The 26,550-nt window shown below is 70.6% G+C and carries 24 protein-coding genes, 1 pseudogene and 1 riboswitch; of the genes and pseudogenes, 18 read left to right on the top strand and 7 right to left on the bottom strand.

The window, feature by feature from the left end:
- Nucleotides 1-321, bottom strand: a pseudogene (locus tag ACIRPX_RS12855) (hypothetical protein); the annotation flags it as partial.
- 168 nt (nucleotides 322-489) lie between these two features.
- Entirely contained in the window at nucleotides 490-699 is a 210-nt protein-coding gene (locus ACIRPX_RS12850; protein ID WP_404192417.1) for a hypothetical protein, read from the bottom strand.
- Nucleotides 700-829: 130 nt separating this feature from the next.
- Between ACIRPX_RS12850 and ACIRPX_RS12845 the strand changes: the two genes are divergently transcribed.
- A complete protein-coding gene (locus ACIRPX_RS12845) occupies nucleotides 830-1,804 on the top strand; it encodes a carbohydrate kinase family protein (RefSeq protein ID WP_404192414.1) in 975 nt (324 codons plus the stop codon).
- Between the two features lie 60 nt (nucleotides 1,805-1,864).
- Here ACIRPX_RS12845 and ACIRPX_RS12840 read toward each other — a convergent pair whose 3' ends face one another.
- Nucleotides 1,865-3,241 carry a cysteine desulfurase/sulfurtransferase TusA family protein gene (locus tag ACIRPX_RS12840; protein WP_404192412.1) on the bottom strand — a complete coding sequence of 459 codons (1,377 nt, stop codon included), beginning with the start codon at nucleotides 3,239-3,241 and terminating at the stop codon, nucleotides 1,865-1,867.
- A gap of 263 nt (nucleotides 3,242-3,504) precedes the next feature.
- Here ACIRPX_RS12840 and coxB point away from each other — a divergent pair, with 263 nt between their 5' ends.
- The 4 genes from coxB (at nucleotide 3,505) to ACIRPX_RS12820 (ending at nucleotide 7,983) form a co-directional block, all read left to right on the top strand.
- Nucleotides 3,505-4,467, top strand: coding sequence for a cytochrome c oxidase subunit II (gene coxB / locus ACIRPX_RS12835; RefSeq protein WP_404192409.1), 963 nt, complete (start codon nucleotides 3,505-3,507; stop codon nucleotides 4,465-4,467).
- On the top strand, nucleotides 4,464-6,200 hold the full coding sequence (gene ctaD / locus ACIRPX_RS12830) for a cytochrome c oxidase subunit I (RefSeq protein WP_404192407.1): 1,737 nt from the start codon (nucleotides 4,464-4,466) through the stop codon (nucleotides 6,198-6,200). The genes coxB and ctaD overlap by 4 nt, the downstream gene beginning before the upstream one ends.
- Complete coding sequence (locus ACIRPX_RS12825; protein ID WP_016435785.1) at nucleotides 6,197-6,595, top strand: cytochrome c oxidase subunit 4; 399 nt, start codon at nucleotides 6,197-6,199, stop codon at nucleotides 6,593-6,595. Before ctaD ends, ACIRPX_RS12825 begins: the two co-directional genes overlap by 4 nt.
- A gap of 131 nt (nucleotides 6,596-6,726) precedes the next feature.
- Complete coding sequence (locus ACIRPX_RS12820; protein WP_404192404.1) at nucleotides 6,727-7,983, top strand: Ig-like domain-containing protein; 1,257 nt, start codon at nucleotides 6,727-6,729, stop codon at nucleotides 7,981-7,983.
- Between the two features lie 45 nt (nucleotides 7,984-8,028).
- On the opposite strand, the gene ACIRPX_RS12815 is transcribed toward ACIRPX_RS12820, so the two are convergent.
- Nucleotides 8,029-8,433 (bottom strand): hypothetical protein, encoded by a 405-nt coding sequence (locus ACIRPX_RS12815; protein ID WP_404192401.1) that lies wholly within the window; start codon nucleotides 8,431-8,433, stop codon nucleotides 8,029-8,031.
- Nucleotides 8,434-8,578: 145 nt separating this feature from the next.
- On the opposite strand from ACIRPX_RS12815, the gene ACIRPX_RS12810 reads away from it, so the two are divergent.
- The 6 genes from ACIRPX_RS12810 (at nucleotide 8,579) to ACIRPX_RS12785 (ending at nucleotide 15,754) form a co-directional block, all read left to right on the top strand.
- The gene (locus tag ACIRPX_RS12810) at nucleotides 8,579-9,199 is read left to right on the top strand and encodes a heme-copper oxidase subunit III (protein ID WP_384266476.1); all 621 of its coding nucleotides are present in this window, start codon (nucleotides 8,579-8,581) and stop codon (nucleotides 9,197-9,199) included.
- A gap of 79 nt (nucleotides 9,200-9,278) precedes the next feature.
- Entirely contained in the window at nucleotides 9,279-10,088 is an 810-nt protein-coding gene (locus ACIRPX_RS12805; protein ID WP_404192398.1) for a c-type cytochrome, read from the top strand.
- On the top strand, nucleotides 10,085-11,140 hold the full coding sequence (locus ACIRPX_RS12800; RefSeq protein ID WP_404192396.1) for a Rieske 2Fe-2S domain-containing protein: 1,056 nt from the start codon (nucleotides 10,085-10,087) through the stop codon (nucleotides 11,138-11,140). Before ACIRPX_RS12805 ends, ACIRPX_RS12800 begins: the two co-directional genes overlap by 4 nt.
- Entirely contained in the window at nucleotides 11,137-12,771 is a 1,635-nt protein-coding gene (locus tag ACIRPX_RS12795) for a cytochrome bc complex cytochrome b subunit (RefSeq protein WP_404192394.1), read from the top strand. The genes ACIRPX_RS12800 and ACIRPX_RS12795 overlap by 4 nt, the downstream gene beginning before the upstream one ends.
- A 122-nt stretch (nucleotides 12,772-12,893) precedes the next feature.
- The gene (gene trpD, locus ACIRPX_RS12790) at nucleotides 12,894-13,958 is read left to right on the top strand and encodes an anthranilate phosphoribosyltransferase (RefSeq protein ID WP_404192392.1); all 1,065 of its coding nucleotides are present in this window, start codon (nucleotides 12,894-12,896) and stop codon (nucleotides 13,956-13,958) included.
- 113 nt (nucleotides 13,959-14,071) lie between these two features.
- Nucleotides 14,072-14,188: riboswitch (SAM riboswitch) on the top strand.
- Nucleotides 14,189-14,350: 162 nt separating this feature from the next.
- Entirely contained in the window at nucleotides 14,351-15,754 is a 1,404-nt protein-coding gene (locus ACIRPX_RS12785; RefSeq protein ID WP_404192390.1) for an aminotransferase class V-fold PLP-dependent enzyme, read from the top strand.
- 45 nt (nucleotides 15,755-15,799) lie between these two features.
- Here the strand turns inward: ACIRPX_RS12785 and ACIRPX_RS12780 are convergent, their stop codons facing one another.
- Entirely contained in the window at nucleotides 15,800-16,081 is a 282-nt protein-coding gene (locus ACIRPX_RS12780) for an Lrp/AsnC family transcriptional regulator (RefSeq protein ID WP_384266490.1), read from the bottom strand.
- Complete coding sequence (locus ACIRPX_RS12775; protein ID WP_404192388.1) at nucleotides 16,078-16,812, bottom strand: rhomboid family intramembrane serine protease; 735 nt, start codon at nucleotides 16,810-16,812, stop codon at nucleotides 16,078-16,080. Before ACIRPX_RS12775 ends, ACIRPX_RS12780 begins: the two co-directional genes overlap by 4 nt.
- 166 nt (nucleotides 16,813-16,978) lie before the next feature.
- On the opposite strand from ACIRPX_RS12775, the gene ACIRPX_RS12770 reads away from it, so the two are divergent.
- From ACIRPX_RS12770 to ACIRPX_RS12750, 5 genes are all read left to right on the top strand, one after another.
- Complete coding sequence (locus ACIRPX_RS12770) at nucleotides 16,979-17,218, top strand: hypothetical protein (protein ID WP_108013339.1); 240 nt, start codon at nucleotides 16,979-16,981, stop codon at nucleotides 17,216-17,218.
- Between the two features lie 34 nt (nucleotides 17,219-17,252).
- Nucleotides 17,253-18,596 (top strand): NYN domain-containing protein, encoded by a 1,344-nt coding sequence (locus ACIRPX_RS12765; protein ID WP_404192386.1) that lies wholly within the window; start codon nucleotides 17,253-17,255, stop codon nucleotides 18,594-18,596.
- A gap of 223 nt (nucleotides 18,597-18,819) precedes the next feature.
- Entirely contained in the window at nucleotides 18,820-19,854 is a 1,035-nt protein-coding gene (locus ACIRPX_RS12760; RefSeq protein ID WP_404192879.1) for an NlpC/P60 family protein, read from the top strand.
- A 237-nt stretch (nucleotides 19,855-20,091) separates the two neighbouring features.
- Nucleotides 20,092-21,108 carry an NlpC/P60 family protein gene (locus ACIRPX_RS12755; protein WP_404192383.1) on the top strand — a complete coding sequence of 339 codons (1,017 nt, stop codon included), beginning with the start codon at nucleotides 20,092-20,094 and terminating at the stop codon, nucleotides 21,106-21,108.
- A gap of 33 nt (nucleotides 21,109-21,141) precedes the next feature.
- Nucleotides 21,142-22,332: a hypothetical protein gene (locus ACIRPX_RS12750; RefSeq protein ID WP_404192380.1), complete on the top strand. Its 1,191-nt coding sequence runs from the start codon at nucleotides 21,142-21,144 to the stop codon at nucleotides 22,330-22,332.
- An 18-nt stretch (nucleotides 22,333-22,350) separates the two neighbouring features.
- On the opposite strand, the gene ACIRPX_RS12745 is transcribed toward ACIRPX_RS12750, so the two are convergent.
- The gene (locus tag ACIRPX_RS12745; protein WP_404192876.1) at nucleotides 22,351-23,580 is read right to left on the bottom strand and encodes a glycosyltransferase 87 family protein; all 1,230 of its coding nucleotides are present in this window, start codon (nucleotides 23,578-23,580) and stop codon (nucleotides 22,351-22,353) included.
- Nucleotides 23,581-23,726: 146 nt separating this feature from the next.
- On the opposite strand from ACIRPX_RS12745, the gene ACIRPX_RS12740 reads away from it, so the two are divergent.
- Together ACIRPX_RS12740 and ACIRPX_RS12735 are read left to right on the top strand one after the other, a co-directional pair.
- Nucleotides 23,727-24,869: a glycosyltransferase family 4 protein gene (locus ACIRPX_RS12740; protein ID WP_404192378.1), complete on the top strand. Its 1,143-nt coding sequence runs from the start codon at nucleotides 23,727-23,729 to the stop codon at nucleotides 24,867-24,869.
- Nucleotides 24,870-24,952: 83 nt separating this feature from the next.
- Nucleotides 24,953-26,542, top strand: a complete 1,590-nt coding sequence (locus ACIRPX_RS12735; protein WP_404192873.1) for a GMC oxidoreductase — start codon at nucleotides 24,953-24,955, stop codon at nucleotides 26,540-26,542.
- Nucleotides 26,543-26,550: the final 8 nt, after the last annotated feature.

The following is a 26,550-nucleotide window of genomic DNA, read 5'->3' as shown; positions in this document are numbered from 1 at the left end:
CCGCTCGGACGTCTCGGCCTGCTCGGGCGTCTCGCCTCGCTCGGACGTCTCGGCCTGCTCGGGCGTCTCGCCTCGCTCGGACGTCTCGGCCTGCTCGGGCGTCTCGCCTCGCTCGGACGTCTCGGCCTGCTCGGGCGTCTCGCCTCGCTCGGGCGTCTCGGTCCGCTCGGACCCGGCCGCGCCTTCCCGCGCTCGCTCCGCAGCCTCCGGGCCGGCCTCCGCGGCGCCGGGAGCCCCGGCGCCGGGGGCGCGCCGCTCCGTCCCCTCGCTCCGCCCGTCGGCGGAGTCGGCGGCGTCGTTGTCGGGTCGCTCGGTGTTCACCGCATCGCTCCTTCGGCTGCACTGCTGTCCTGTCGCCCTGACCCGGCCCTGTCAAAACGGACCGCCGGGGGGCGTATCACGCATCCCCTCGAAGGGGGACGGCGATGGGACGCAGCGGGGGAGCGCGCGGTTCCCTCGAGCGCGCCGAACGGAGCTGCCGGACCGGGGTCAGTCGCCGTAGTCCGACATCGCCTCCAGCAGGCGGGCCGAGGTCGGAGGCACCTTCACACCGTGGATGAGCGACAGGGGGACCGGAAGGGGAACGATCCGTTCGGGAGCGGCCCAGTGCGGGACCATCCGGGCGCAGTCGCCGCGCAGCGACGCCAGGCCGCCCTCGAGGTCGGCCGAAGCGGGCGCGTACGCCTTCAGGTTCGTCATAACGGCACCGTACGCATGCGCGCCCCCGCCAAGAAAGATCTACTAAGGGGTAGTTTCGGCCGCTTCAGAGCTTCGCGTCCACCGGGTAGCGTGAAGTGTCATTACCCCTCCCCGCAGGAGAGACCACGCCGTGCGCATCGCAGTCACAGGCTCCATCGCCACCGACCACCTCATGACCTTCCCAGGCCGCTTCGCCGACCAGCTCGTCGCGGACCAGCTGCACACGGTCTCGCTCTCCTTCCTGGTCGACAACCTCGACGTGCGCCGGGGCGGCGTCGGCGCGAACATCGCGTTCGGCATGGGCCAGCTCGGCACGGAACCGATCCTGGTCGGCGCCGCCGGCTTCGACTTCGACGAGTACCGCGCCTGGCTGGAGCGCCACGGCGTCGACACCGACTCGGTGCGTATCTCGGAGACCCTGCACACCGCCCGCTTCGTCTGCACCACCGACGCCGACCACAACCAGATCGGCTCGTTCTACACGGGGGCGATGAGCGAGGCCCGGCTGATCGAGCTGAAGACGGTCGCGGACCGCGTCGGCGGTCTCGACCTGGTCCTGATCGGCGCCGACGACCCGGAGGGCATGCTCCGGCACACGGAGGAGTGCCGCTCGCGCGGCATCCCCTTCGCCGCCGACTTCTCCCAGCAGATCGCCCGCATGGACGGCGACGAGATCCGGATACTGCTGGACGGCGCGACGTACCTCTTCTCGAACCAGTACGAGAAGGGCCTGATCGAGACCAAGACCGGCTGGAGCGACGCCGAGATCCTCGCCAAGGTCGGCCACCGCGTCACCACGCTCGGCTCCAGCGGTGTCCGCATCGAGCGGGCCGGCGAGGACCCGATCGAGGTCGGCTGCCCCGACGAGGAGCGCAAGGCCGACCCGACGGGCGTCGGCGACGCCTTCCGCGCCGGGTTCCTGTCCGGGCTGGCCTGGGGCGTCTCGCTGGAGCGCGCCGCGCAGGTCGGCTGCATGCTGGCGACCCTCGTCATCGAGACCGTGGGCACGCAGGAGTACCAGCTGCGGCGCGGCCACTTCATGGACCGCTTCACGAAGGCGTACGGCGACGAGCCCGCGGCCGAGGTCCGCAAGCACCTGGCCTGATCCGCCCGGCGCGGGTGCGGGGGCCGGCCGGCGGCGGACCCCCGCACCCCTTCGGGACGTTCAGGTCGTGCGGCGGACCACGTAGGCCGCGCCCCGCTCCGCGGGCTCCTCGCCCACGTACTCCTGCTCCCGCATCTCGCACCACGCGGGGATGTCCAGGCGGGCCGCCTCGTCGTCGGACAGGACGCGGACCAGGCCGCCGACCGGCACGTTCCCGATGACCTTCGCCAGCTCGATGACGGGGATCGGGCAGCGCTTGCCGAGGGCGTCGACGACCAGGACGTCCTGGCGCACGGTGGCCGCCGGAGCCGGCGCCCCGAGCTTCTCGCGCACCCCCGCCACGGCCCCCGGCAGCACCTCCAGGAACCGCTCGACGTCCTCCGCGCCCGTTCCGGCCGGCAGCGACACACGCACGTTCCCCTCACTCAGCACCCCCATCGCCCTCAGCACATGGCTGGGCGTCAGCGTGCTGCTGGTGCACGACGATCCCGAGGAGACCGAGAACCCCTCCCGGTCCAGCTCGTGCAGCAATGTCTCCCCGTCGACATAGAGACAGGAGAAGGTGACGGTCCCGGGCAGCCGACGCTCCGGATCCCCGACCACCTCCACGTCCGCCACCAGCTCGGGCACCCGCGCCCGGATGCGCTCCGTCAGCTCCCGCAGCCGTGCCGCCTCCTGCGCGGCCTGCGCGCGCACGGCCCGCAGCGAGGCGGCCGCCGCCACGATCGCCGGCAGGTTCTCGAACCCGGCGGCCCGCCCCGACTCCCGCTCGTCGGCAGGCCCTTGCGGCGCGAACCGCACGCCCTTGCGCACGGCGAGCAGCCCCACCCCCGAGGGCCCGCCCCACTTGTGGGCGCTGCCCGTCAGCAGCGACCAGCCGCCCTCGACCGGCCCCCACCCGAGCGACTGCGCCGCGTCCACCAGCAGCGGCACCCCGGACTCCCGGCACAGCGCCGCCACTTCCGCCACGGGCTGTTCGGTCCCCACCTCGTGGTTGGCCGACTGCAGACAGGCCAGCGCGGTGCCGGGGCGCAGAGCGGCCGCGTACGACGCCGGTGCCACCCTGCCCAGCCGGTCCACCTCGACCTGCGTGACGCTCCCGCCGCCGGCCTCGTGCGTGTCAGCCGCATGGAGTACCGAGGAGTGTTCGACCGCCGACACGATCAGGTGACGCCCGATCCGGTGACGCCCGGCCAGCGCGCCCGCGATGCCGGTGTGCACGGCCCGCGTCCCGGACGAGGTGAAGACCAGCTCGTCCGCCCGGCATCCCACGGCCTCGGCGGCCGTCTCCCGGGCCGCGTCCAGCAGCATCCGGGCCCGCCGCCCCTCCCGGTACAGGCGCGCGGGATCGGCCCAGCCCTCGTCGAGCGACGCCAACAGCGCCTGACGGGCGACCGGATGAAGAGGCGCGGAGGAAGCGGCATCGAAATAGGACATACGCAAACGCTATGACCCGGCCCGGCGCGGCCGCTCCTCAGGGGCCCGGGGAGCGGCGGGACCAGCCACGAACCACCCCCGGCCGCCAAACCGGCGAACCACCCTGCCCACTAGGCCCCCCTCCCCGCGAACCCTGAGAACGCGTCGGCTAGGGTTTGGTCCGCATAAACATCCAAACCCCTGCCCGACGCAGGGCGGCGACCGACCACCGAGAAGGCAGGCCGCAGCCAACCGCGCGGGCGAGACTCTCGGGAAGGCGCTACGTGAGTCCCAACGGCTCCGACCGCTCGCCGCGGCGCCCGATGCGGCGGAAGCTGCTGCAGGCAATGACCGCGGGCCTGGTCCTGGCGACCGCCACCGGTTGCACATACAAGGACTTCCCCCGCCTTGGTATGCCCACCCCGACCACGGAAGAGGCTCCGCGGATCCTCTCCCTGTGGCAGGGTTCCTGGGCCGCCGCGCTCGCCACCGGCGTGCTGGTGTGGGGCCTGATCATCTGGAGCACGATCTTCCACCGGCGCAGCCGCACCAAGGTCGAGGTTCCGCCGCAGACCCGGTACAACATGCCGATCGAGGCGCTGTACACGGTCGTTCCGCTCATCGTCGTCTCGGTGTTCTTCTACTTCACGGCCCGTGACGAGTCGAAGCTCCTCAGCCTCACGGACAAGAAGCCGGAAGTCACGGTGAACGTCGTGGGCTTCCAGTGGAGCTGGGGCTTCAACTACGTCGAGCCCGTCGCGGGTTCCACCGGCGACGCGAAGACCGACAAGAACCTGGCCGCCATTCCGGACCGGTTCAAGAAGGACTTCCCGGCCAACGCCGGCGGTGTCTACGACGTCGGCACCCCGGCCACGAGGAACCCGCAGACCGGCAACCCGGGTCCGACCCTGTGGCTGCCCAAGGGCAAGACGGTCCGCTTCGTCCTCACCTCTCGCGACGTCATCCACTCCTTCTGGGTGGTGCCGTTCCTGATGAAGATGGACGTCATCCCGGGCCACACCAACTCCTTCCAGGTGACCCCCAACAAGGAGGGCACCTTCCTGGGCAAGTGCGCCGAGCTGTGCGGCGTCGACCACTCCCGGATGCTGTTCAACGTGAAGGTCGTCTCCCCTGAGCGCTACGAGCAGCACCTCAAGGACCTCGCCAAGAAGGGGCAGACCGGTTACGTTCCCGCCGGCATCGCGCAGACGGGCCACGAGAAGAACCGGGAGACGAACAACCTGTGAGCATCCTCAACGAACCCCAGGGTGCCGCGGCAGCTGAGGGACACTACTCAGACGAGCTGCCGGTCCGGCGCAAGCAGCCCGGCAATGTCGTGATCAAGTGGCTGACGACCACTGACCACAAGACGATCGGGACGCTGTATCTCGTCACGTCGTTCGCGTTCTTCCTGATCGGCGGCGTCATGGCGCTGCTGATGCGCGCGGAACTCGCCCGGCCCGGTCTGCAGATCATGTCGAACGAGCAGTTCAACCAGGCGTTCACGATGCACGGCACGATCATGCTGCTGATGTTCGCGACGCCGCTGTTCGCCGGCTTCACGAACTGGATCATGCCGCTGCAGATCGGCGCCCCGGACGTGGCCTTCCCCCGGCTGAACATGTTCGCCTACTGGCTGTACCTGTTCGGCTCGACCATCGCGGTGGGCGGCTTCCTGACCCCCTCCGGCGCGGCCGACTTCGGCTGGTTCGCCTACTCCCCGCTCTCCGACGCGGTCCGCTCCCCGGGCATCGGCGCCGACCTGTGGATCATGGGCCTGGCCTTCTCCGGCTTCGGCACCATCCTCGGCGCGGTCAACTTCATCACCACCATCATCTGCATGCGCGCCCCGGGCATGACCATGTTCCGCATGCCGATCTTCGTGTGGAACGTGCTGCTGACCGCGGTGCTGGTGCTGCTCGCCTTCCCGGTCCTGGCGGCCGCGCTGTTCGCACTGGAGGCGGACCGAAAATTCGGGGCGCACGTCTTCGACGCGGCCAACGGCGGAGCCCTGTTGTGGCAACACCTCTTCTGGTTCTTCGGCCATCCAGAGGTGTACATCATCGCGCTGCCGTTCTTCGGCATCATCTCCGAGGTCATCCCGGTCTTCTCACGTAAGCCGATGTTCGGCTACATGGGCCTGATCGGCGCGACCATCGCCATCGCCGGCCTGTCCGTGACCGTGTGGGCCCACCACATGTACGTCACCGGCGGCGTCCTGTTGCCGTTCTTCTCCTTCATGACGTTCCTCATCGCCGTGCCCACCGGCGTGAAGTTCTTCAACTGGATCGGCACCATGTGGAAGGGGTCCCTCAGCTTCGAGACCCCGATGCTGTGGGCGACCGGCTTCCTGATCACCTTCACCTTCGGTGGTCTGACCGGTGTCATCCTGGCCTCGCCGCCGCTGGACTTCCACGTCTCGGACTCGTACTTCGTGGTGGCGCACTTCCACTACGTCGTCTTCGGCACCGTGGTGTTCGCGATGTTCTCCGGCTTCCACTTCTGGTGGCCGAAGATGACCGGCAAGATGCTCGACGAGCGCCTCGGCAAGATCACCTTCTGGACGCTGTTCATCGGCTTCCACACCACGTTCCTGGTGCAGCACTGGCTGGGCGCCGAGGGCATGCCGCGTCGTTACGCGGACTACCTCGCGGCCGACGGCTTCACCGCCCTGAACACGGTCTCGACGATCGGTTCGTTCCTGCTCGGCCTGTCGATCCTGCCGTTCCTCTACAACGTGTGGAAGACGGCCAAGTACGGCAAGCCGGTCGGTGTCGACGACCCGTGGGGCTACGGCCGTTCGCTGGAGTGGGCGACGTCCTGCCCGCCCCCGCGGCACAACTTCCTCACCCTGCCGCGGATCCGCAGCGAATCCCCGGCGTTCGACCTGCACCACCCCGAGATCGCCGCTCTCGACCAGCTCGAGAACGCGCCGCACGGTGACCACGCTCTGGCTGGTGGCAAGGAGGCCGGCAAGTGAAGGTTCAGGGCAAGATGTTCATGTGGCTGAGCTTCTTCGTCCTCGCCATGGCGGTCGTCTATGGCGTGTGGTCGAAGGAGCCGGCCGGTACCACGGCGCTCTTCCTGGCCTTCGGTCTGTGCATCATGGTCGGCTTCTACCTGGGCTTCACGGCCCGGCGGGTCGACGCGGGTGCCATGGACAACAAGGAGGCGGACGTCGCGGACGACGCCGGCGAGGTCGGGTTCTTCAGCCCGCACAGCTGGCAGCCGCTCGCCCTCGGATTCGGTGGCGCGCTGGCCTTCCTGTCGATCGCGATCGGCTGGTGGCTGCTGTACTTCTCGGCCCCGATCATCATGGTCGGCCTGTACGGCTGGGTCTTCGAGTACTACCGCGGTGAGAACCGCACCCAGTAGCACGCGCCGAGCGCACCAGGGCCCGGACACTCCGCGAGGAGCGTCCGGGCTCCTGCTTTTGCCGCAACAAAGGTCCCTCGTACGAGTTACCCGGCGCGCCGTACTTGACGGATCTCCCTAGCGTCGAGGGCATGAACCACACTCCGCGCACCCGCACCGTTGCCGGCTGCACGCTGCTGGTGATCGCCCTGGGCGCGGGCGGCACCGCTTGCAGCAGCGGTGGCAGCCCGCTGACCGACAAGCCGTACGACGCGACGGACCAGCTCTCCTTCAACGGCCTCTCCGAGGACGGCAAGAAGGCGGATCCGGACAAGCCGCTGGAAGTCACGGCCGACGACGACCGGATCACGGACGTCACCGCCACGGACGCCGCAGGCCGCTCCGTGACGGGCGAACTCTCCGCCGACGGCAGCCGGTGGCACAGCACCACTCCGCTCGCCGCCAACGCCCACTACACGGTGCGGGTGAGCACCGAGGACGAGGACGGGGCGCCCGGGCGCAAGGTCCTCTCCTTCGACACCAGCAAGCCCACCACCAAGAAGCGGCTGGGCGTGACGTTCGGGCCCGAGTCGGGCACGTACGGTGTCGGCCAGCCGATCACCGCGAAACTGGACAAGCCCGTCAAGGACAAGGCGCAGCGCGCCATAGTCGAGCGGGCGCTGCGCGTGGACGCCGTGCCCGCCGTGCAAGGTGCCTGGCACTGGGTGGACGACAAGGAGCTCCACTACCGCCCCAAGGAGTACTGGCCCGCCCACACCACCGTCCAGGTGCACAGCAACCTCGAAGGCGTCAAGATCGGCGACCGCCTGTGGGGCGCGAAGAGCAAGCCGCTGAAGCTCACCATCGGCGACAGCATCGTCGCCCTCACCGACGCGGCCTCGCACTCCCTGACGGTCTACAAGAACGGCGAGGACATCAAGGAGATGCCGGTCACCACCGGCAAGCCCGGCTTCGAGACCCGCAACGGCGTCAAGGTCGTCCTGGGCAAGGAATACTTCGTACGCATGCGCAGTGCCACCGTCGGCATCGCCGAGGGCAGTGCGGACTCCTACGACCTGCCGGTCTACTACGCGACCCGGCTGACCTGGAGCGGCGAGTACGTGCACGCCGCCCCCTGGTCCGTGGGCTCCCAGGGTTACGCCAACGTCAGCCACGGCTGCACCGGCATGAGCACCGCGAACGCCGAGTGGTTCTTCAACCACGTCCACGAGGGCGACGTGGTGAAGGTCGTCAACTCCGGCGGCGACACCATGGAGCCCTTCGGCAACGGCTTCGGAGACTGGAACCTCTCCTGGAAGAACTGGCGCACGGGCAGCGCCCTGGTCGCCGGAACCCCCGACGCCCCGACGGCGGCGCAGCGGGCGAGGCTGCGGCCAGAGAGCGTGTGAGCCCGCGTGCGGGCAGGCCGCCGCCAGGACGGCTGCCCCGGGCTCTCAGGCGCTCTGCCGAAGGCTCGTGCGCCGCAGCAGGGAGGCCAGCGCGGAGGCGAACTCCACCGGGTCCACGGGCAGCGTCACCGCCGCGTCCGCCCGGCTCCAGGTCGCGAGCCACGCGTCCTGCGGCCGCCCGATCAGCAGCAGCACCGGCGGGCAGTTGAACACCTCGTCCTTGATCTGCCGGCAGACGCCCATGCCGCCCACGGGCACGGACTCGCCGTCCAGGACGCAGATGTCGATCCCGCCCTTGTCCAGCTCCGCCACGACGGCCGCGGGCGTCGCGCACTCCACGAACTCGACGACGGGTACGTCGGGCGCGGGCCTTCGCCCGGTGGCCAACCGGACCTGTTCGCGGGTGTTGGAGTCGTCGCTGTAGACCAGCACCGTGGCGGTCGGCTGCATTGTTCCTCCGAGACGTCAGCGTCGTACGGAAAGGCCCGTTGCGGCGGATGTTACTCCGTTCAACACCACGTCAACACCGGTATGGACGGGAGCAACACTCCGAACGGCACCCCCCGGAGTGAGGGCGGGATAAGCGACCGACATAATGTCGGACGTGGCGACAGCAACGACAGTAGATACCGGGCACGCGCACCCGTCGGTCAACCGGCCGAACCTCACCAGCGTCGGAACCATCATCTGGCTGAGTTCCGAGCTGATGTTCTTCGCGGCCCTCTTCGCGATGTACTTCACCCTGCGATCGGTGACCGGTCCGGATCACTGGAAGGAGATGGCGAGCCATCTCAACCTTCCGTTCTCCGCGACCAACACCACGATCCTGGTGCTCTCCTCCCTCACCTGCCAGCTCGGCGTCTTCGCCGCCGAGCGCGGGGACGTGAAGAAGCTCCGGGGCTGGTTCATCGTCACCTTCGTGATGGGTGCGATCTTCATCGGCGGTCAGATCTTCGAGTACACGGAGCTGGTGAAGAAGGACGGGCTCTCCCTGTCCTCCGACCCGTACGGCTCGGTGTTCTACCTGACCACCGGGTTCCACGGCATGCACGTGACGGGCGGCCTCATCGCCTTCCTGTTCGTCCTCGGCCGTACCTACGCGGCCAAGAGGTTCACCCACGAGCAGGCGACCGCGGCCATCGTCGTGTCCTACTACTGGCACTTCGTCGATGTCGTGTGGATCGGCCTCTTCGCCACGATCTACCTGATCAAGTAGCCGGGCCCGTTCCCGCGTGCGCCGCAGGGCGCACACCACACAAGCATCGACGCAGAAGATCCTGACACCGGGGTAATCCGTGAAAAAGCTCTCCGCACGACGACGCCATCCGATGGCGGCGCTCGTCGTCCTACTCCTCGCGCTGGCATGCACCGGGGGGCTGTACGCCGTGTTCGCGCCCGCGAGCAAGGCGCAGGCCGACGAAACCGCCCAGTCTCTCGCCATCGACGAGGGCAAGAAGCTCTTCTCCGTAGGCTGCGCCTCCTGCCACGGAACCGGCGGTCAGGGCACGTCCGACGGCCCGAGCCTGGTGGGCGTGGGCAGCGCGGCCGTCGACTTCCAGGTCGGCACCGGCCGTATGCCGGCCCAGCAGCCGGGCGCGCAGGTCCCGAAGAAGAAGGTCGTCTACACGCAGGCCGAGATCGACCAGCTCGCGGCGTACGTCGCCTCGCTGGGCGCCGGCCCGACCGTGCCGACCAAGGAGCAGTACGGCCCCGAGGGTGCCGACATCGCCAAGGGCGGTGAACTGTTCCGCACCAACTGCGCGCAGTGCCACAACTTCACCGGCAAGGGCGGTGCGCTGACCCACGGCAAGTTCGCACCGAACCTCGAGGGCGTCGACCCGAAGCACATCTACGAGGCCATGCAGACGGGCCCGCAGAGCATGCCTTCGTTCCCCGACACCACGCTGACGGAGCAGAACAAGAAGGACATCATCGCGTACCTCCACGCGGTCAACGGAGACGACACCGAGAGCCCCGGCGGCCTTGAGCTGGGCGGACTCGGCCCGGTCTCCGAGGGCCTGTTCGCCTGGATCTTCGGACTCGGCGCGCTGATCGCGGTCGCCGTCTGGGTCGCCGCTCGGACCGCAAAGGCCAAGAAGTCATGAGTAGCCAAGACATTCCAGAAGAGAACCTGCCCGCTGAGCAGGACCAGCACGGCGCGGTCGGTGTCGCGGACGAGAAGAACCCGTTCGCCGACCCCGGTCTGCCGCCCCACGAGCACCGCGTCCAGGACATCGACGAGCGGGCCGCCAAGCGGTCCGAGCGCGTGGTGGCCATGCTGTTCACGGTGTCGATGCTCGCCACGGTCGGCTTCATCGCCTCGTACGTGGCGATCCCGCACGACAAGTCGATCTTCGTCTTCCCGATCGGCCACATCAACGCGCTGAACTTCGCGCTGGGTCTGACCCTGGGCCTCGCGCTGTTCGCCATCGGCGCGGGCGCGGTCCACTGGGCCCGCACCCTGATGTCCGACGTGGAGATCGCCGACGAGCGTCACCCCATCGAGGCCTCGCCCGAGGTCAAGGCCAAGGTGATGGACGACTTCCGGCAGGGTGCCAAGGAGTCCGTGCTCGGCCGCCGCAAGCTGATCCGCAACACGATGCTCGGCGCGATGGCCCTGTTCCCGCTCTCCGGCGTCATGCTGCTGCGTGACCTCGGCCCGCTGCCCGGGACCAAGCTCCGCCACACGCTGTGGTCCAAGGGCAAGCTGCTCGTCAACATGAACACGAACGAGCCGCTGCGTCCCTCGGACGTCGCCGTCGGCTCGCTCACCTTCGCCAAGCCGGAGGGACTGGAGGAGCAGGACGAGGACTTCCAGACCCAGATCGCCAAGGCGGCCCTGATGATCGTCCGGATCCAGCCGGACAACATCAAGGACAAGCGCGAGCTCGCGTGGTCGCACGAGGGCATCGTCGCGTACTCGAAGATCTGCACCCACGTCGGTTGCCCGATCTCGCTGTACGAGCAGCAGACGCACCACGTGCTGTGCCCCTGCCACCAGTCCACCTTCGACCTCTCCGACGGTGCCCGGGTGATCTTCGGCCCCGCCGGCCACGCCCTGCCGCAGCTGCGCATCGGCGTGAACGACGAGGGCTACCTCGAGGCGCTCGGCGACTTCGAAGAGCCCGTCGGTCCTGCATTCTGGGAGCGCGGATGAGCACCAACGACAGCACCGCGGCACGCCGCGGAAAGGCGCCCGCCGGCGAGCGCGTCGCCGACTGGGCGGACGGCCGGCTCGGGATCTACTCCCTGGCCAAGTCCAACATGCGCAAGATCTTCCCCGACCACTGGTCGTTCATGCTGGGTGAGGTCTGCCTCTACAGCTTCATCATCATCATCCTCACGGGTGTGTACCTGACCCTGTTCTTCCACCCGTCGATGAACGAGGTGGAGTACCACGGCAGCTACATCCCGCTGCAGGGCCAGCTGATGTCCGAGGCCTTCAACTCGACCCTGCACATCTCCTTCGACGTGCGCGGTGGTCTGCTGATCCGGCAGATCCACCACTGGGCCGCGCTGATCTTCCTCGCGGGCATGTTCGTGCACATGATGCGCGTGTTCTTCACCGGCGCGTTCCGCAAGCCGCGTGAGGTCAACTGGCTGTTCGGCTTCCTGCTGCTCGTCCTGGGCATGTTCACCGGCTTCACCGGTTACTCGCTCCCGGACGACCTGCTCTCCGGCACCGGTGTCCGCTTCATGGAGGGCGCGATCCTGTCCGTGCCGATCGTCGGCACGTACCTGTCGATGTTCCTGTTCGGCGGCCAGTTCCCGGGCGGCGACTTCGTGGCCCGCTTCTACTCGATCCACATCCTGCTGCTGCCGGGCATCATGCTCGGTCTGCTGGTCGGCCACCTGATCCTGGTCTTCTACCACAAGCACACGCAGTTCGCGGGTCCCGGACGGACGAACAACAACGTCGTGGGCATGCCGCTGCTGCCGGTCTACATGGCCAAGGCGGGAGGCTTCTTCTTCCTGGTCTTCGGCGTCATCGCGGCCATCTCGGCGATCGCCTCGATCAACCCGATCTGGGCCATCGGCCCCTACCGTCCGGACCAGGTGTCCACCGGCGCCCAGCCCGACTGGTACATGGGCTTCTCCGAGGGCCTGATCCGGGTCATGCCGGGCTGGGAGATCAACGCGTGGGGCCACACGCTCGTGCTGGGCGTGTTCATCCCGCTGGTGATCTTCCCGCTGGTCCTGGTCGCGATCGCGGTCTACCCGTTCGTCGAGGCCTGGGTCACCGGCGACCGGCGCGAGCACCACATCCTGGACCGCCCGCGCAACGCCCCGACGCGTACCGCGTTCGGTGCCGCGTGGGTCTCCTGGTACTTCGTGCTGATGATCGGTGGCGGCAACGACCTGTGGGCCACGCACTTCCACCTGTCGATCAACGCCATCACCTGGTTCGTGCGGGTCGGCTTCTTCGTGGTGCCGGTCCTCGTGTTCGTCGCCACCAAGCGGGTCTGCCTGGGTCTGCAGCGGCGCGACAAGGACAAGGTGCTGCACGGCCGCGAGTCGGGCATCATCAAGCGCCTGCCGCACGGTGAGTTCATCGAGGTCCACGAGCCGCTCAGCCAGGACGCGCTGCACACCCTCACGGCGCACGAGCAGTACCAGCCGCTCGAGATCGGTCCCACGACCGACGAGAACGGCGTCGAGCGCAAGGTGAAGGGCTCCGAGAAGCTGCGCGCCAAGCTCAGCGAGGCGTACTTCGGCGACGAGGCCCAGATCTCGAAGCCGACCGTCGAGGAGTACAAGGAGATCACGAGCGGCCACGGCCACCACTGATCACTGAGGCGTCGCCACGCCGCGCGAAGGGCCCTGTCCGGTGTTCGGACGGGGCCCTTCGCCATGCCTTCCGGCTGGATAGGGTGGAACCACACTCTTCTACGACACCCAGGAGCGGCCTGATGAGCGCTGTGACCCCCGCTGGAGGCGACACCGCGGCGGGCCGTTCCTGGCCCGAGGTGCTGAACGCCCTGCTGTACGGCCACGACCAGAGCGCCGACGCGACGGCCTGGGCGATGGACCAGATCATGCGCGGCGAGGCGACGGACGCCCAGATCGCGGGCTTCGTCGTGGCCCTGCGGGCCAAGGGCGAGACGGTCGAGGAGATCACCGGCCTCGTCCGGACGATGTACGAGCACGCCAACGTGATCGAGGTGCCCGGGCGGACGGTGGACATCGTCGGCACCGGCGGCGACGGCGCCAGGACCGTCAACCTCTCCACCATGTCGGCGATCGTCGTGGCCGGCGCGGGGGCCACGGTCGTCAAGCACGGCAACCGCGCCGCGTCCTCGGCCTCCGGTGCCTCGGACGTCCTGGAGAAGCTCGGCGTCAACCTGGAGCTGACCCCGCGGCGGGTGGCCGAGGTGGCGCAGGAGGCCGGGATCACCTTCTGCTTCGCCATCAAGTTCCATCCGGCGCTGCGCCACGCCGGCGCCGCGCGCGGCCAGCTGGCGATCCGCACGGTGTTCAACATCCTCGGTCCGCTGACCAACCCCGCCCAGGTGCGGGCCCAGGCGGTCGGGGTCGCCGACCCGCGGATGGCACCGGTCGTCGCGGGCGTCTTCGCCGAGCGCGGCAACTCCTCGCTGGTCTTCCGCGGGGACGACGGACTGGACGAGCTGACCACCACGGCCACCTCCCGGGTGTGGATCGTCCGTGACGGCAAGGTCACCGAGGAGACCTTCGACCCCCGGGAGGTCGGCATCGAGCTGGTGCCGGTCGAGGCGCTGCGCGGCGGCGACCCGTCGTACAACGCCGAGGTGGCCCGCAGGCTCCTCGACGGCGAAAAGGGGCCGGTACGGGACGCCGTGCTGCTGAACTCGGCGGCCGCGCTGGTGGCCCTCGACCCGGGTCCGGCTCCGCTCGCCGAGCAGATCCGGACCGGGATGGCCAGGGCGGCGGAGTCGATCGACTCCGGCGCGGCCAAGCGGGCGCTGGAACGCTGGGTGGCGGCCAGCAACGCGTAGGGCCGCCCGGCAATTCACAGCCTCAGCGGCAACGGCAGCGGCAGCGGGATCGCGGTCCCGGCATCCGGACACGGGTTGCGGGACCGCGATCACGTCACGTACGTTCCCTTCCAGGTCATGAGTGACAGTCATGAGGCCCCGGCCGACTGTCCGGCAACCCTCCGTCCGTGGCGGGGTGCCCCGGGTGAGGACCAGGCCGTGGGCAGCGAGGTCCACGGCAAGCGCGGATCCCTCGTACACCAGGGGTCCTGGTCGTCGAGGAGCCCTCTGTGAGCAAGCGAATGCGATAGGGCGTCGAGCCCCGCCTCCGCACACCCCCTTTCCCCCTTTTCCCGTGCTCGAGCCGTACCCGCTCGCACGGTGAATCCGCTTGCCCCTCACAGGAGTTCGCCATGTCCCTCGCCACCGCCACCGCCGCCGCCACCGCCGCCGCCACCGCCGCCGCCACCGTCGCCGCGGCCCGGTCCGTCCGCGCCCCGCTGCCCGTCCTGGGCCGGGACGTCACCGTTCCGCTCGTCACCGGCGGCGAGGTCGGCTACGCGGCGCTCGACTACGCCGCCAGCGCGCCGGCCCTGCAGCGCGTCTGGGACGACGTGGCGGCCTACGCCCCCTACTACGGCAGCGTCCACCGCGGTGCCGGGTACCTGTCCCAGCTGTCGACCGAGCTGTTCGAGAACGCCCGCCGCACGGTCGCCGAGTTCCTGGACTGCCGCACCGACGACCAGCTGGTCTTCACCCGCTCCACGACCGACTCGCTGAACCTGCTCGCCCGGGCGCTCCCCGCCGGCTGCCAGGTCTTCGTCTTCGAGACCGAGCACCACGCCGGCCTGCTGCCCTGGCAGGACGCCCGCGTCACCTACCTGGACGCGCCGCGCACCCCGCAGCAGGCCGTGGCGGCCCTGGCACGCGCCCTCGCCGACCGCGACCCCCGCGGTCCGGCGCTGGTCTGCGTCACCGGCGCCTCCAACGTCACCGGCGAGCTGTGGCCGGTGCGGGAGCTGGCCGCCGCCGCGCACGCCCACGGTGCGCGGATCGTGCTGGACGCCGCGCAGCTGGCTCCGCACCACCCGCTGTCCGTACAGGACCTCGACGTCGACTGGGTCGCCTTCTCCGGGCACAAGCTGTACGCGCCCTTCGGTTCCGGCGTGCTGGCCGGCCGCGCCGACTGGCTGCGTGCGGCGGAACCGTACCTGGCGGGCGGCGGCGCCAGCCGCAAGGTCGCACGGCGGGAGGACGGGGGAGTGGACGTGGAGTGGCACGCCGGCGCCGCCCGCCACGAGGCGGGCTCGCCCAACGTGATCGGCGCCCACTCCATCGCCTCGGCCTGCAAGGCCCTGACCGAGGCGGGCTTCGACTCCCTGGTCGCCCGCGAGCGGCACCTGATCGGCAAGGTCCGCGCGGGTCTGGCCGACGTCCCGGAGGTCAGGATCCTCTCCCTCTTCGGCGACGAGGCGCCCCGGGTCGGCGTGATCTCCTTCGTCGTCGAGGGCTGGAACAGCTCCCACTTCGCGGCCGCCCTGTCCGCCGAGTACGGCATCGGCGTCCGCGACGGCCTGTTCTGCGCCCACCCCCTGCTGCGCGCCCTCCTGGGCAGCGACCCCACGACCCGGGGCGAGTGCGGCGCCCCCGAGGCCGCGCCCGGCGAGAAGTCCCTCAACGCCGTCCGGGTCAGCTTCGGCGCCGGCACTCCCGACGAGCACGTGGACCGCTTCGTCACGGCCGTGCGGGAACTGGTGCGCGAGGGCGCGAAGTGGCAGTACCGCACGGAGGACGGCCGCTGCGTGCCGGCGGTCTGACGACGCCGGTGCCCCGCGTCCGAGGGTGACGCGGGGCCGGTCCGGTCAGGAGTCCAGGCCGATGGCGAACGCCGCTTCCAGGTCGTGCTGGGAGTAGGTGCGGAAGGCCACGTGGGTGTCCGTGGCCTCGACGCCGGGGATCTTGCTGATGCTGCCCGGGATGACCTCGGCCAGGTCCTCGTGCTGCCTGACCCGGACCATGGCGATCAGGTCGTACGTGCCGGTGACCGAGAAGACCTCGCTCACGGACTCCAGCGCCGCGATGGACTCCGCGATCTCGGGGATCCGGTCCACGCTGGTCTTGATGAGGACGATCGCGGTGATCACGGCTGGTTCTCTCCCTCAGGGGCCGGAGCAGGGGCGGACTTCACTCTAGCCGTACGGCCGAACCGCACCCAGGCGTAGCAGAAGCCCAGCCCGAAGCCCACCAGGTGGGCCAGGTACGCCACCCCCGGTCCCTGGTCCGCGCGGCCCGTCGCCAGCCACTGCAGGGTGGCCCAGAACGGCAGGACGACCCAGGCGGGGAAGCGCACCGGGAGGAAGAAGAGGAACGGGAGCAGGCTTGTGACCCTGGCCGTGGGGAACAGGAAGAGAAACGCGCCCAGGACGGCGGAGATCGCCCCGGACGCCCCCACCAGCGACTGCTCGGAGGCGGAATTGGCGGCCGCGTACCCGAGCAGGGCCAGACAGCCGCAGCCGAGGTAGAAGAGGGCGAACTCCGTGCGGCCCATCCGCTCCTCGGTCATCACGCCGAAGACGTAGAGGAAGAGCATGTTGCCGAGCAGGTGCACCCAGTTGCCGTGGACGAACAGGGCCGTGGCAGGGGTCAGCACGGCCCTCGCGGAACCCTGGAACAGCTCGGCCGGGATCACCCCCCACCGGTGGAAGTACGCGCGCTGGGCGGCGAGCAGCGCGTCCCCGGAGCCGTAGGCCTGGTTCAGGCCCGAGGCCGGGCCGATCGCGAAGACCAGGCAGCACAGGACGAGCAGCGTGCAGGTGACGGGCGCCGACGGAGGCCGGCTCGTGCTGCTGACGGTCGGGCTCCGGTGGCTGATCATGGCTACAGAGCATGACGTAAGGGAACGTACTCGCACAGAACGCCTCGCCGCCGTGGACGGGCGGGCGGCGGGTTGCCGCCAGGCCGTAGGGTTACGGCCACACGCTCCAGGGAAGCTGGCGCGTCGCGGACAATGGACGACCTAGAAGGAAAAGGTACAAGTCACGATGACGGTTCCCCTGCCGACCGCCTCGACACGGTGGCGCTGCACCCTCTGCGGCAACCTCACGCGGTTCGACGTGACCCGCTCGTCGAAGGTCGTGGAGTACGTCCACCTCGATCTGGCCGGTGAGCCGAAGGTGGAGGAGCGCGACGTGGTCAGTGAGACCATCGAGTCGGTGCGCTGCCGCTGGTGCAACGCGGTGGACCAGGTGGAACTCGTGGACAGGCCGGGCGCCGACTCCTGAGCGGAGCGGCCCCACAGGTGATGGGGTGTGACGGATGGTGGAGACCGCAGGCGGGGGGCCGGGCGACGGCACCGCCGAGGTGCTTGACCGTCCGCTGCCCGACGGGGTGCGCCGCCGGGTCGTCCAGATCGTCTCGGACGGGTTCGGCGGGCTGACCGTCGCCGAACTGCCCGCACAGCTCAGGCAGTACGCCCGTTTCACCCCCAGCCGCCGGGCCAAGTTCGCCGGCAACGCGATGGCCGCCGCGCTGGAGACCGATCCGCTGTTCCGCCAGCGGATCGGGGAGAAGCTCAGAGAGGCCCAGCCGGAGCTCGCCGGCGCTCTCGACTCCGGCTCGCCGCCCCCGGCCGCGGACCCGCTCGACGTGGCGGCCGCGGCCTATGTTCTGCGGCCCACCGGGTGGGTGAAGCTGGTGACCGCGGCCGGCGAGGAGGCCCTTCGGGCCGACGCCGAGCGCGCCGACGAGGAGAGCCGGGCCGAGCTGGAGCGGCTGCGCGAGGAGCTCGACCGGGCCCGCGAGCAGACCCGGCTCGACACCGAGCGGCTGCGCGCCGACCTGGACGCGGCCCGCAAGGAGGCCGACGTGGCGCACCGCAAGCTGCGCGCGGCCCTCAGTGACGTCAAGCGGGGCGAGGCGGCCCTGCGCAAGGCCCAGGGCGAGATGGACGCCGCACGCGCCGAGGCGCAGGCACAGGTGTCCGCCGCGGAGAGCGAGTCCCGGCGCCTGAAGGGGCGGCTCGGCGAGGCGGAGGCCGCCCTGGAGGCCACGCGCAGAGCGGCGCGCGAGGGGCGCAGTGTCGAGGACATGCGCGTGCGACTGCTTCTGGACACCCTGCTGGACGCGACACAGGGGCTGCGCCGGGAGCTGGCGCTGCCACCGGTCTCCGTACGGCCGGCCGAGACCGTCGACGCGGTGGAACCGGGACGCATGAGCCCGAAGGACATCGCCGCCCGGGCGCTGTCCGAGCACGACCCGGCGGTCCTGGACCAGTTGCTCGCCCTGCCCCAGGCCCATCTGCTCGTCGACGGCTACAACGTCACCAAGACCGGCTATCCCCAGATGCCCCTGGAGAAGCAGCGGTTGCGGCTGCTCGGCCAGCTCTCGCAGCTCGCCGCGCAGACCGGCGCCGAGGTCACCTGTGTCTTCGACGGGGCCGAGCTGGCCGCGCCGGTGCTGCTGGCGCCCCCGCGCGGCGTGCGCGTGCTGTTCTCCAAACCGGGTGTGACGGCCGACGAGTTGATCCGTCAGCTGGTGCGCGCCGAGCCGCCGGGGCGGCCCGTCATCGTCGCCTCCACCGACCGCGAGGTGGCCGACGGAGTGGCCAAGGCGGGCGCCCGGCCCGTCGCCTCCGCGATGCTCCTGAAACGGCTTTCCTAGGGCGCTGTCCCGAAGGTCGAACTTCTAGGTTTAATGCCCGAATTGGCGGGATCGTCACGCAACGTAGTGTCAACCGCGCATCACCGCACGTGAGTTGTGTGTAAAGAATGCATGCTGTGACGAGATTTTGCTCCTGAGGATTTGATCTGATCACGATGAGGTCACTAGGGTCTGGCTCCGAACCTCCGAGCGGGTGATCACTCAGAAGAAGGAGTTCACCTTCGTGGCGACCCACCGTCGACCCAAGCAGCCGAGCCGTGCGCGCGTGACCGTGCTCACCACCGCAGCTGCTGCCGCCGTAGCCATCAGTACCCAGGCCGCCAACGCCGCGCCCAGTGAGAAGCCCTCCAAGGACGAGGTCAAGGCGAAGGTCGACAAGCTGTACGAGGAGGCCGAGCAGGCCACCGAGAAGTACAACGGCGCCAAGGAGAAGCAGGAGAAGCTCCAGAAGGAGATCTCCACCATCCAGGACAACGTCGCCCGCGGCCAGGAGGAGCTCAACGAGCTCCGTGACTCCATAGGCATGGCGGCGGCCGCGCAGTACCGCTCCGGCACCATCGACTCCTCCCTCCAGCTCTTCCTGTCGTCGAACCCGGACGACTACCTGGACAAGGCGTCCACCGCGGACCAGCTCAGCGCCCAGCAGGTCGAGGCGCTGAAGAAGATCCAGCAGAAGCAGCGCGAGCTCGCCCAGGAGCGCGCCGAGGCCTCCGGCAAGCTCAAGGACCTCGCCTCCACCCGCACCGAACTGGGCAAGAAGAAGAAGCAGGTGCAGAGCAAGCTCGCCGAGGCGCAGAAGCTGCTCAACACCCTGACGGCCGCCGAGAAGGCGGCGCTCGCCGCCGCCGACCAGCGTGCCAGCCGCTCCGCCGCCGACCGCGTCGACCTCGGCAACACCGGCTCCGCCTCCGGCCGGGCCGCCGCGGCCTTCTCCGCCGCCCAGAGCCGGATAGGTTCGCCCTACGTCTACGGCGCCACCGGCCCGTCCTCCTTCGACTGCTCGGGCCTGACCTCCTGGGCCTACGCCCAGGCCGGCGTCTCCATACCGCGCACCTCCCAGGCCCAGGCCAACGCCGGCACGCGCATCTACAGCGAGAGCCAGCTCAAGGTCGGCGACCTCGTGCTCTTCTACAGCGACCTGCACCACATCGGCCTCTACGCCGGCAACGGCCAGGTGCTGCACGCCCCGCACACCGGCGCCACCGTGCGCTACGAGTCGATCGGCAACATGCCGTTCCAGTTCGGCGTCCGGATCTGACCCCCGGGCCCGGGAGCCCGGATCAAGATCAGCACACGGTGCCGCCCGAACGGGCGAATTGCGTGAACCCGCCCTGACCCCGCGCCCCGCCGATGACCTGCGTCAGCGGCGGGGCGTCACGTTGTGTTGCCCCGGAGGTCTTTGGCCGCTGCCCCGCCGCGGGGCTACTGTCTGGCGCGTTTCCCTGCTCCGGCGGGGAGGCAGTCCTTGTCGCCAGCGGAAGGAGCGCGGCTTCCCGTGGGGTCCCATCGCCGCCTTGCACCGACGTCCGGGTTCAACCGGGGCGCCGGCGCCGCCCTGTGTGTGCTCTCCGCCGCGGCCTCCGCCCTCGGGGCGCTGCCGGCCGCCGCCGCTCCGCACGACAACACCAAGGCCGAGGTGGACCGCCTCTACACGGAGGCCGAGAAGGCGACCGAGGCCTACAACAAGGCCGGTGAGAACGCGGGCACGCTGCGCCGGCAGGTGAGCGACGCGCAGGACCGCATCGCGCGGCAGCAGGAGCGCATCAACACCATGCGGGAGTCGCTCGGTTCACTGGCCGGCGCCCAGTACCGCTCCGGCGGCATCGACCCGGCCCTGGCCCTGCTGTTCTCCGACGACCCGGCCGACTACCTCGACAAGGCGGCCGCCCTCGACCGGATCGGCGCCCACCAGGCCGACCGGCTCAGGGACCTGCAGTCCGCGATGCGGGAGCTGTCCCAGGAGCGCGCCGAGGCGATCCGGAAACTGGCCGACCTGGACAGGAGCCGCAAGGCCGTCGCCGCCCACAAGAAGACGGTCGAGAAGAAGCTGGCCAAGGCCCGCACCCTGCTCAACTCCCTTTCGTACGCGGCGCGTGCCGCCTACGACCGCGCCTCCCGGGACGCCCGCGGCGTCATCCCCGACTTCGGCAGCGCCCTGCCCGCCTCGCCCCGCGCGGCCGCCGCGATCGCCGCCGCGCGCTCGGTGCTCGGCATGCCCTACATCTGGGGCGCGTCGGGCCCCTCCGGCTTCGACTGCTCGGGCCTGATGCAGTGGTCGTACGCGCAGGCCGGCGTCCATCTGCCGCGCACCTCGCAGGAGCAGCGGTACGCGGGCCGGCGGATCCCGCTCTCCGAGGCGCGGCCGGGCGACCTGATCGTCTACCGGTCCGACGCCAGCCACGTCGCGATGTACATGGGCAACGGCGAGGTGATCCACGCCCCCCACCCCGGGGCCGCCGTGCGTTACGACCCGGTGAACATGCTGCCCGTGTCCTCGGTCACCAGGGTCTGACCAACCGCCTTGATCGGCCTTACGATCGGGAAGGTGGCTGGTCGTAGGCGGGTGTGGGGATGCGCGGTGGTGGCGCTCGTGCTGCTGCTCGTATCCCTGGCGGGCTGCGGCGGGCCGTCCGCCGCCGTGGCCGGGCGGGCCGATCTGCAGCGGGTCCTGGACCGCCGGGCGAGCGCCGTGCTCGACCGCGACCGGGCGGCGTTCGCGACGACGGGCGCGCCCGGCTGGTTCGAGAACCTGCGCGGGGTGCCGCTGGCCTCCTGGTCGTACCGGGTGACCGCCCTGCACGGCAGCGGCGGCCGAGCCACCGCCGACGCCGAACTGCGCTACCGCATCGAGGGGTACGACAACGCCCCCGTCACCGTCGGGCGCACCCTGGCCCTCTCCAGGGACGGGGGCGGCCACTGGTACGTGGACAGCGACAAGCCCGCCAGGAAGTCCGCCCAGCAGCTGTGGGACCAGGGCCCGGTGACCGTCGTGCGCGGCCGGCACAGCATCGTCCTGGGCACCGGGCAGTCCGGCGAGGCGCTGCACACCTACGCCGGCCTCGCCGACCAGGCGGTGCCGGACGTGTCCCGGGTGTGGGGTCCGGACTGGGCCGGACACGTCGTGGTGCTCGTGCCGGGCTCGGTGGAGGGCATGGCCGGGCTGCTCGGCTCGCCCGCCTCCCAGTACCGCGGGATCGCGGCGGTCACCACCGGCGAGGTGGGCGGCCCGCCGCAGGCGCCCGCGGACCGCATCGTCGTCAACCCGGACGCGTACGCCCTGCTCGGTTCCGTGGGCAAGCAGGTCGTGCTGACCCACGAGACCACCCATGTCGCCACCCGCACCCACACCAACGCCGCCACCCCGCTGTGGCTGTCGGAGGGGTACGCGGACTGGATCGGCTATCTCGGCACCGGCCGCACCCCGGCCGAGGCCGCGCCGGAGCTGGCGCGCGCGGTCGCCGACGGGCAGGTGCCGTCCCGTCTGCCGACGGACGGGGACTTCGGGTTCGGCGGCGACGCCACGAAGCTCGCGCAGTCCTACGAGGGCGGCTGGCTGGCCTGCCGGCTGATCGCGGACCGCTGGGGCCAGGACCGCCTCGGGCGGTTCTACCGGGCGGTCGGCGACCACAGGTCGCGGGCGGGCTCGGTCGAGGACGCGATGAAGAAGGTCCTCGGCACGACACCGGACGACTTCACCCGGCAGTGGCAGGACTACCTGCGGACCCGGCTCGGCTGATCCGGGCGGCCCACGGCCTCAGGAGGACCTCGACGCCTCGCGCGTGCGGCTCGCCTGGGCCGGCAGCGTCGGCACCGGCCCCCGCGGGACCGTCGACCGCCACAGCTCCACGGCGGCCAGCAGGGCGGCGGTGAGCAGCAGCCCGTTGCGCAGGACGAGGAGGGCGACGCCGAGGGTGTCGCTCATGACGACGTGCTGGAACCAGACGGGGAACTCCAGGACCGTCGCCAGGGCGGCCGCGAGGACCAGCCACACGGGCAGCCGCATACGGCTGCCGCGGAAGCACAGGCAGACGGCCGCCGTCCCGACCAGCCAGACCATGTACTGCGGGCTGATCACCCGGCTCGTGGCCGTGAACATCAGCACCGCCGCGAAGGCCGCGTCGGCGAGCGTGTTCGGCAGGAACCGCGTGGCCATCAGCCGCCACAGCAGCAGCCAGCCGAAGGCGATCCCGGTCAGGAACAGGGCGGCCGAGCTGACGAGGGTGACGTACGGGCCGAGGAACTCCACCGAGCCGTAGTTCAGCAGCACCTGGCCGTGCCAGCCGAAGTGCCGGGCGACGTGGAAGACGAGGGAGCCCAGCGACTCCACCTCGGTGCCGCGGTTGCGCTGGAAGGTCACGAAGGCGAGCGAGCCCGGCATGGTCAGCGCGAACACCGCCGCGATCGCGAGGGCGGTGGCCGCCGCCCACGCCCAGGCGCGGCGCCTGCGGGCGCCGACCAGCAGCAGCGCCGGCCACACCTTCAGCAGCGCCCCGAAGGCCAGCAGGGCGCCCATCAGCCGCGGACGCCGGGCGCCCGCGAGCAGTCCGGCCACGGCCACCGCGGTGACCATCACGTCGTAGCGGGCGTACACCGTCGGCCCGAGCAGCGGGAGGCCCACCACCCACACCCAGGCGCCGCGCAGCGTCTTGCCGGGGCGCAGGCCCGCGTAGAGCAGCAGCAGGAGGACGGCGAGATCGGCCAGGAAGGCGAGGACGAAGAAGGCCTTCGCGTACGGCAGGAAGCCCAGCAGCGCGGGCGAGAGGATCGCCAGGGCGGCCGCGGGCGGGTACTGCCAGGTGACGTCGGTCCGCGGGAAGGTGCCGTGGCGCAGCGTCTCGTACCAGCCCTGGTAGAAGACGGAGACGTCGGTGGTGACGTCCGGGCCGGGGAAGACGAACACCTTGAAGACGAACAGCAGCAGCAACAGCCTGGTCAGGCCCCAGGTCCCCAGCAGCCCCGCCAGGGACCGCCGCGCCGCCGACATCTCCACCGAAGCCCCCGTCCGTCCGTCTCCCGCTCCGGGAGCCGCGCTCGACCCTTGAGGAGAACATGATGTCCTGCCCGGCTGTGTACGTGCCACAGACATGGCCGTGACGAGCTGTGAGCGCCGGTTGGATAGGGTCGGCGGCGATGCACAAGACGCTGATCGTGACGAACGACTTCCCGCCCCGCCCGGGCGGCATCCAGGCGTTCCTGCACAACATGGCGCTGCGGCTCGACCCGGAGCGGCTCGTCGTGTACGCCTCCACCTGGAAGCGGAGCCGGGAGGGCGTGGAGGCGACGGCCGCCTTCGACGCCGAGCAGCCCTTCACCGTCGTGCGCGACCGCACGACGATGCTGCTGCCGACCCCGGCGGCCACGCGTACGGCCGTCGGGCTGCTGCGTGAGCACGGCTGCACATCGGTGTGGTTCGGGGCGGCGGCGCCGCTCGGGCTGATGGCGCCGGCGCTCCGCAGGGCGGGCGCCGAGCGGCTGGTGGCCACCACCCACGGCCACGAGGCCGGCTGGGCGCAGCTGCCCGCCGCGCGGCAACTGCTGCGCCGCATCGGGGAGTCGACGGACGCGGTCACCTATCTCGGCGAATACACGCGCTCCAGGATCGCCACCGCGCTGACACCACGGGCGGCCGGGCGGATGGTGCAGCTGCCGCCGGGCGTCGACGAGAAGACCTTCCACCCGGCCTCGGGCGGCGACGCGGTCCGGGCCCGGCTGGGGCTGACGGACCGGCCGGTGGTCGTGTGCGTGTCCCGGCTGGTGCCGCGCAAGGGGCAGGACACCCTCATCCGCGCCATGCCCCGCGTCCTGGCCGCCGAGCCGGAGGCGGTGCTGCTGATCGTCGGCGGCGGCCCGTACGGGAAGGACCTGCGCAGGCTGGCGCACGAGACCGGTGTCGCCGGCTCCGTGCGCTTCACCGGCGCGGTGCCCTGGTCGGAGCTGCCCGCGCACTACGGCGCCGGAGACGTGTTCGCGATGCCGTGCCGCACCCGCCGGCGCGGGCTCGACGTGGAGGGGCTCGGCATCGTGTACCTGGAGGCCTCGGCGACCGGGCTCCCGGTCGTCGCGGGGGACTCCGGCGGCGCCCCCGACGCCGTGCTCGACGGCGAGACCGGCTGGGTCGTGCGCGGCGGCAGCCCGCAGGAGGCCGCCGACCGGATCACCGTCCTGCTCGGCGACGCGCAACTGCGGCGCCGCATGGGGGAGCGGGGGCGGGAGTGGGTCGAGGAGAAGTGGCGCTGGGACCTTTTGGCGGAGAAGTTGAAGACGCTGCTCTAGGCGGAAGCGGATAATCCGCCGATGCTGCGCGCATGACAGCAAAACTGATGCAGCGTCAGCTGACGAGACGTCAAATCCTGGGCATGATGGCCCTCCAGACGGCCGCCGCGGCCGGTCTCACCCGTATCGGTCTGAAGTCCGCGCAGGCCGCCGAGGAGGCGGCCGCGGTCGACAACGCGCCCGCCGTCGTGGTCGGTTCGGGGTACGGCGGCGCCGTCGCCGCCCTCCGGCTCGGCCAGGCCGGCATCCGCACCCTCGTCCTGGAGATGGGCCGGCTGTGGAACACCGCCGGCTCCGACGGCAAGATCTTCTGCTCCACGGCCGCGCCGGACCAGCGCTCCATGTGGTTCCGCACCCGCACCGAGGCCCCGCTGGCCACGTTCCTGTGGCTGGACGTCGTCAACAAGGACATCACCCCCTACCCGGGCGTCCTGGACCGCGTGCACTTCGACGACATGTCGGTGTACGTGGGCCGAGGCGTCGGGGGCGGCTCCCTGGTCAACGGCGGGATGGCGGTCACGCCGCTCCAGTCGTACTTCACCGAGCAGTTCCCCACCGTGGACGCGGCGGAGATGTACGCCACCTACTTCCCGCGCGCCCGGTCCATGCTCGGCGTCAACACCGTCGACCCCACGTGGTTCGAGTCGACCGAGTGGTACCGGTTCACCCGGACCTCCCGGAAGGCCGCGGCCAACGCCGGCCTGCGCACCACCTTCGTGCCGAACGTCTACGACTTCGGCTACATGCAGCGCGAGGCCGCGGGCACGGCCACCAAGTCCGCGCTCGCGAAGGAGGTCATCTACGGCAACAACCACGGCAAGCGGAGCCTGGACCGGACGTATCTGGCCGCGGCGCTCGGCACCGGCAACGTCACCATCAACACCCTGGAACGGGTGCGGGCCATCAGCCGGGCGGGCGACGGGAGCTGGCTGCTCACCGCCGACCGGATCGACACCACCGGCGCGGTCGTCGGGACCAAGCAGTACAGCTGCACGTACCTGTTCCTCGGCGGCGGCAGCGTCGGCACCACCGAACTGCTGGTCCGGGCCCGCGACACCGGCGCGCTGCCCGCGCTGAACTCCAGCGTCGGGGCCGGCTGGGGCACCAACGGCAACACCATGCTCGCCCGCGCCAACCACATCTGGGACACCGTCGGCGCCAACCAGTCGACCATGCCGGTCATGGGCATCGACGACTGGGCCAACACCGCCAACCCCGTCTTCGCCGAGATCGCCCCGCTGCCCATCGGGTTCGAGACCTGGATCAGCCTCTATCTGGCGATCACCAAGAACCCGGAGCGGGCCGCGTTCACCTACGACGCCGCGAGCGACGGGGTCAGACTCGGCTGGAGCGCCGCGCAGAGCGCCGTCTCGGTGGCGATGGCCAAGAAGCTCTTCGACCGGATCAACGCGGCCAACGGCACGATCTACCGCTACGACCTGTTCGGGTCGGCCGGCAAGGTCTTCGCGGACGACTTCTGCTACCACCCGCTGGGCGGCTGCGTGCTGGGCAGGGCGACCGACGACTACGGCCGGGTGAAGGGCTATCCACGGCTCTACGTCACCGACGGCTCGCTGGTGCCCGGCTCGATCGGCGTGAACCCCTTCGTGACGATCACCGCGCTCGCCGAACGCACGATGGCGCGGGTCCTCGCCGAGGACACCGCGCCATGACGCACCGC

The sequence above is a fragment of the Streptomyces sp. NPDC101225 genome (assembly GCF_044767585.1).
GTDB lineage: Bacteria > Actinomycetota > Actinomycetes > Streptomycetales > Streptomycetaceae > Streptomyces.
The sequence above is the reverse complement of the archived record's forward strand: the minus strand, read 5'-3'. Positions and strand labels throughout refer to the sequence as shown.